Source organism: Desulfosarcina sp., assembly GCF_033791525.1.
Classification (GTDB): domain Bacteria; phylum Desulfobacterota; class Desulfobacteria; order Desulfobacterales; family Desulfosarcinaceae; genus Desulfosarcina.
The window spans coordinates 1-5,741 of sequence record NZ_JASJGN010000096.1; the positions used below are offsets into that span (position 1 = coordinate 1).

The window sequence follows — 5,741 nt, forward strand, 5'->3', positions numbered from 1 at the left end:
TACGGTTACTCGACGGAGTACCCGGTGGCACGGTTTTACCGGGACACGCCGACCTATTACATGGTGGAGGGATCGGCCAACATCTGCAAGTGGATCATCGCCCTGGACCAGCTGGGGTATAGAAAGGCCAACCGATAGTACGATTTCAGGAATTGGGTATTGAGGGATTGGGGAATTGGAGGTGCGGCTGCCTGCCGTGACCGGTTTGAAGGCGTCATTTCCCGCCAGGGCTTGACCGAATCACATGATCCGGACCTCAACCTGCCACTTCTGAATATAACGTCGGAGCGAATTCATGTGTTGACTTAGGCGATCGGTTTCCTGACATTCGTTCGCAGTCGATAGCCTCATCTGAAAAGTCAGTCTTCATAAAATTTCACAAGGGATTGGGAAACAGCCGGTGTCGGTTGTTTCTCAATCCCTTTTTTAGTTTATCGTTGTGCTTTGCGGCATTTCAATTTTAAAATACTGTTTTTTTGAATATCAGATGCCTCGATTCAGATCGAACAACCCAAGCAGACCATGAGGACAAGATGAAAATCGTCAATAACGTGGCCGAGATTATCAATGACACCCTGCTGCCGCCGGGGAGCCGGATTTACGCGTCGGGGAACGCGGCCACGCCCCAGGTGATGTTCAGGCAGTTGGCTGCCGATGAAACGATTCGGGAGGTGGAACTGATCGGCGTCCTCTTTCTCGGGGATGTGGCTGACCTGTTTGCCGAAGCAGTCTGCAATCGAATCACCCATCGCATTATATTTAACAGCCACCACACCCGGGAGCCCGCCAACAAGGGATGGGCCAAATACCAGCTCATGCATTTAGGCGACATCCCCATGCAGGTCCGCGAATACCTGAAACCCAACGTGGCCATGCTGACCGTCGCCGGACCCGACAACGGCGGCAACTACAGCCTGGGCACCACCATGGAGGGGGTGATGGCGGCCATTGAAACGGTCAGGGCCAACAACGGACTGGTGGTCGCCGAACGCAACGCCCAGATGCCTTTCGTGCTGGGAGACACCGTCCCTGGTGCCTGGATCGACTACCTGCTCGACACCGACTACCCCCTGCCCATTAGTCCGGTGCAGCCGCCGGACCAGCCGGCCCGCAGGATTGGAAGGATCATTGCCGGTTTTTTCGTTAAGGACCGCAGCACCATCCAGTACGGAATCGGCCAGGTACCCGAGGCGGTTACCGATGCCATCCTGGAAAAGGGTGTCAAGGACCTGGGCATACACACCGAGCTGTTTGCTGATGCCATGCGCCGCTTGGTAGATGAAGGCGTGGTGACCAACCGCTACACCAGCACACGCAACAAGTTCAGCATTGCCTCGATTTTTCTGGCCGGCAGTCAAGGGGGTTACGACTGGCTGGACTACAACTCCGCCGTTCAAATCCGACCTGCGGACTACACCAACAGTATCCTCACCATTGCCGATCAACCCAACATGGTTTCCATCAACAGCGCCATCGGCGTGGATCTCCACGGGAATATCTGGGCCGACTCCATGAAAGCCCGGCAGATCTACAGCGGGGTAGGCGGCCAGTGCGATTTCATCCGTGGCGCCAACCTTTCCAGAGGTGGGGTGCCGATCATTGCCCTAAAATCGTTTACGGCCAAGGGTCTGTCGAAAATCGTAGACATGTGTCCGGAGGGTATAACCACCACGGCCATTGCCGCCGATCCTGTGGTTATCGTCACCGAAAACGGGGCTTTCGACCCCCGGGGATTGAGCCTTTCCGAACGGGCCGTGGGCATGGCCCATCTGGCAGCGCCCCGGTTCAAGGATGGCCTGTTGAAAAAAATATACGACAGCCCCGAATTCCACCATGCGAAGGGTGCCCTGACCGATGGCGTCCCCAAAGGATACCACCCCTACGAAACGGTATGAAGGCGAAGCTTGCCAAGAAAGCCGCTTTGAGATGGTGCGTCCCGGATAATCTGAGGGGGTTAAGGAATGAACGAGGGGAGGATCGGCAGGTGCGGTGAAAAAAAAGAGGGCACCCCGGACAAAGGGGTGCCCTTTCAATCTGAAGTGAACCCTATTTTATAGGCCTCAGATTCACGGCCTGCTTCCCTTTGGCCGTTTCCCTGATTTCGAATTCCACGCGGTCATCGCGCTGCAGGCCGAAATGGCCGTACTCCTTGATGCCCGACACATGCAGGAAAATATCTTCGTTTTCCTGGGTGGTGACAAACCCGAAACGTTTTTTTTCGTCGTACCATTTAATGTGACCTTCCATCAGACGCCTCTCTTTTGTTTGTGTCCTTGCGCAGTCGCTCAGGATATTTACCGAGGAATGCACAACATCGCGGATTGACCCTTTCTGGGCGCTCACCTCCCATCGGTGGTGAACTCTACGGTTTTTTTCCCGATGCGCCCGGCTGCCTACCTGGCCCCCGCCGCCGAGCATGATTTAAGTTAATACCATCATAGGCCATTTTCCAGCGGATTGCACGCGGTTTTCCTGACGCACCGCCGGATGGTTTGCCATTTGGCCCAAAGGAAGGTATGGCTTCCGTAAACCTTTTTCAAAGCGAATGGGTGGTAATGTATCTTAACGCTCAGGGTCGCGTTATCCCGACAATCTTCTTGACGTAACAACGGCTTGTGCTATTCTTTTTACAAGCATCCGAAACGTTGATGACTCCCCGAATTTTCTTCTTGCCGCACGATGTGCCGGGCGATACCAGTCGATTGTTAACAGGTGACCATCCATTGCCAGCCAGTCGCCTGAAACCTGTGCCTCATCCTGTATCCAGCGCCAAGCTTGAGTATACGAAAAGGAAAAGATGCTTCACATGCGTCATGAGGCTTGCATGATTTCGATGATACAATGGGGGTGATCCATGGAATGGGAGAAAATGCTGGTCCCCGCGGACGCCGTTCTCGAACGGATACGCCCCGGCATGAGCGTCTTCCTTTCCACCGGGGCGGCGGAACCCCGAACACTGGTGAAACACCTGATGGCGGCCCATAGTGCCAAACTCCAGGATCTCGAATTGATCCAGATTGTCAGCTTCGCCGATGCCATATCGCTGAAGAACCTCCAGAGCCAGAAATTCAGATTGAAAACATTTTTCTCCGGCTGGGTGGCCGACGAAGCGATCACCGCAGGCCATGTGGACCTGATCCCCTGCTACCTGTCACGGATTCCCGAACTTATAGAAAAGCGGAAGGTCCGGGTGGATGCGGTTTTTGTCCAGATCACCCCTCCGGACAAGGATGGTTACAGCAGCCTGGGCGTTTCCGTAGACGTCGCCCGGTTGGCCATGGAACAGGCCACCCTCGTCGTGGGGGAGATAAACACCCAGGTGCCGCGCACGTTGGGTGATACGTTCGTCCAGATTTCCGATTTCGACATGCTGGTACAATCGGACGAGCCGCCGGTCTACTTTGAACGGTGGCCTGCCGAACCGGTCTATGATCTGATTGCCGCCAATATCGAACCGTTGATTGAAGATCAAAGCTGCGTTGCCTTTTCCTTGGGCCCCTTGTTTGAAGCCGTCGGTCGTGCGCTGACCCGCAAGCAGCATCTGGGTATCCACTCACCGTTTTTCAGCGACGCCCTGATGGATCTGGTGAAAAGCGGCGCGGTCACCAACCGTTACAAAGAGCTGTTCAAAAGAAAATCAATTACTTCCTATGCATGCGGTACGGCACAGCTGTTTGAATGGCTGGACCAGAACCCCGGGGTTGAATTTCAACCGATGGACAAGGTCTTCGACCCGTTGAGCATCGGCCGGAATCCGCGTTTTGTGGCCATTATTTCCGCCAGGAGGGCGGATATCACCGGACGAATCGCGCTGCACACGGGCCTGGGCAATGTGGTGTCCGGGCCGGCCGAGGTGCTCGCCTTTTTAAATGGCGCCCAGATCTCGGAAGGGGGGTACACGGTATTCGGGCTGCCCAGCCGCAGCCGCCAGGGTACCGCCAACATCACGGTTTCCATCGAAGGGTTGAAAAACCGGGTCGATTTCAGAGAGGCCGTGGATTATGTGGTGACGGAATTCGGGATAGCGAGCCTAAAGGGCCTCACCCTCCGGGAACGGGCACAGGCATTGATAGAAATCGCCCACCCCGACGATCGCGTCGGGTTGATCGCTGAGGCAAAGCGTGAAAACATCCTCTATCGGGATCAGATCTACCTGGCGGAAAGCGCCCGCCACTATCCTTCACAGATCAAAGAACGTCAACGGTTCAAGGGCGATGTAGAGATCCGGTTCAGGCCCATGAGGCCTTCTGACGAAGAAGAAATGAGGCGGCTTTTTTACCGGTTTTCAGACGAATCGGTCTACTATCGATATTTTTCCTCTCTTAAGGCCATGCCGCATACCCGCATGCAGACCTACGTCAACGTCGACTGGAACGATGTGATGTCCATCGTCGGTGTTGTCGGCAAGCCCGGGCATGGGTCTATCGTCGCCGAAGCGCGATATCTCGTGGATCCAGATGGTGGCTGGGCAGAAATCGCATTTGTCGTGGACGAATCTTATCAGCGGATAGGCATATCCACTTTTGTTTTTAAGCTTCTCGTCAGACTGGCCAGGGAGAAGGGCATCAAGGGCTTTTGGGCTGATGTACTGGTTTCCAACAGCGCCATGATGAAGGTTTTTCACAAGAGCGGCCTGACGATTCTGACGGAAATGGAAAATGGTGTCTACCATGTCACCATCCCGTTTGATCCGTCCTAAAAATAAGGGAGGTGTCCCATGTTTATCAGTAAATTCATGACCAAGGATGTTGTCACACTGAGCAGGGAAACGGATATTGCCGAAGCCAGGAAACTGATGATCCGCTGTCGGATTCGCCACATACCGGTGACCCGATCGGACAACACCCTCATCGGCATCGTCAGCGACCGCGATATACGCAGTGCCATGCCATCAAAGTATTTCCACGACCACGGGATCAAGGAGATGGAAGCGGCAAGGGCAACGGGTGTTTCGGTCGAGGATATCATGACCAAGGACCCCATTTCCGTCTCCCTGTCTTCAACCCTTCAGGATGCGCTCCTGCTGATCGAAAAAGCGAGAGTGGGGGCCTTTCCGGTTGTGGATGAGAATCTCAAGGTGGTGGGCATCGTTTCGGACAGAGATCTGTTAAACGCCTTTATCCATGTGCTGGGCATCAAGGAACCGGGCGCCTTGCTGGGTATTGTGGTTGATGAAAAAATCGAAGAAATGGAGCGCATCATCCACGCCCTTGTCTCGGAGAACATTACCTTCGGATCCATTCTCGTATACAGAAACTGGAGCCCCGGAAAACGAGCCGTCTTTCCCTATCTGTTGACCAAAAACGTGGTCAATCTCAAGCAGAAACTCCGCAATATGGGCTATACTATTCTGGACCCCATCGAATGGTACATCAATCAGCGGCGCTGATGGTTTTTATCCGGCCCTTTCAAGCCGGATCCGAACTGCCAGGGTGTTTTCATCGTTCAGACGAGCCGGAAGCGGGATGGCAGATTCGCGCAAAGGAAAGGGCCGCCCATCCGTTGGCAGGCAGCCCTTGTTTTATTGGATAATTCTTATCGCTTGAAAAGACCGGGTATCAATAAGCCGTCGTCAGATGTCCAGCCAGATATCCGCTTCACCGCCGCAGTGGCTGCACACGGCATGACCTTCCGTCTTACCCTTGTCTTTGGGTACGACATGAGGTGTCGCGGTGACCGTCTTCTCTTCTTCGAGGGAACAAGTGATCACCATCTCAGCCTCGTTGCCGCAGTTCTTGCAT

At 54.4% G+C, this 5,741-nt stretch carries 5 protein-coding genes; 4 read left to right on the forward strand and 1 reads right to left on the reverse strand.

Annotated elements, in window-relative coordinates:
• Window positions 1-138, forward strand: a 138-nt coding sequence (locus QNK41_RS04590; RefSeq protein ID WP_319254232.1) for an acyl-CoA dehydrogenase family protein, incomplete at its 5' end; no start/stop codon positions are given.
• A gap of 395 nt (window positions 139-533) precedes the next feature.
• A complete protein-coding gene (locus tag QNK41_RS04595; RefSeq protein WP_319254224.1) occupies window positions 534-1,895 on the forward strand; it encodes an acetyl-CoA hydrolase/transferase family protein in 1,362 nt (453 codons plus the stop codon).
• Between the two features lie 151 nt (window positions 1,896-2,046).
• On the opposite strand, the gene QNK41_RS04600 is transcribed toward QNK41_RS04595, so the two are convergent.
• Window positions 2,047-2,247 carry a cold shock domain-containing protein gene (locus QNK41_RS04600; protein WP_319254226.1) on the reverse strand — a complete coding sequence of 67 codons (201 nt, stop codon included), beginning with the start codon at window positions 2,245-2,247 and terminating at the stop codon, window positions 2,047-2,049.
• A 607-nt stretch (window positions 2,248-2,854) separates the two neighbouring features.
• Between QNK41_RS04600 and QNK41_RS04605 the strand changes: the two genes are divergently transcribed.
• On the forward strand, window positions 2,855-4,699 hold the full coding sequence (locus tag QNK41_RS04605; RefSeq protein WP_319254228.1) for a GNAT family N-acetyltransferase: 1,845 nt from the start codon (window positions 2,855-2,857) through the stop codon (window positions 4,697-4,699).
• An 18-nt stretch (window positions 4,700-4,717) separates the two neighbouring features.
• Window positions 4,718-5,389: a CBS domain-containing protein gene (locus QNK41_RS04610; RefSeq protein WP_319254230.1), complete on the forward strand. Its 672-nt coding sequence runs from the start codon at window positions 4,718-4,720 to the stop codon at window positions 5,387-5,389.
• Window positions 5,390-5,741 lie beyond the last annotated feature (352 nt).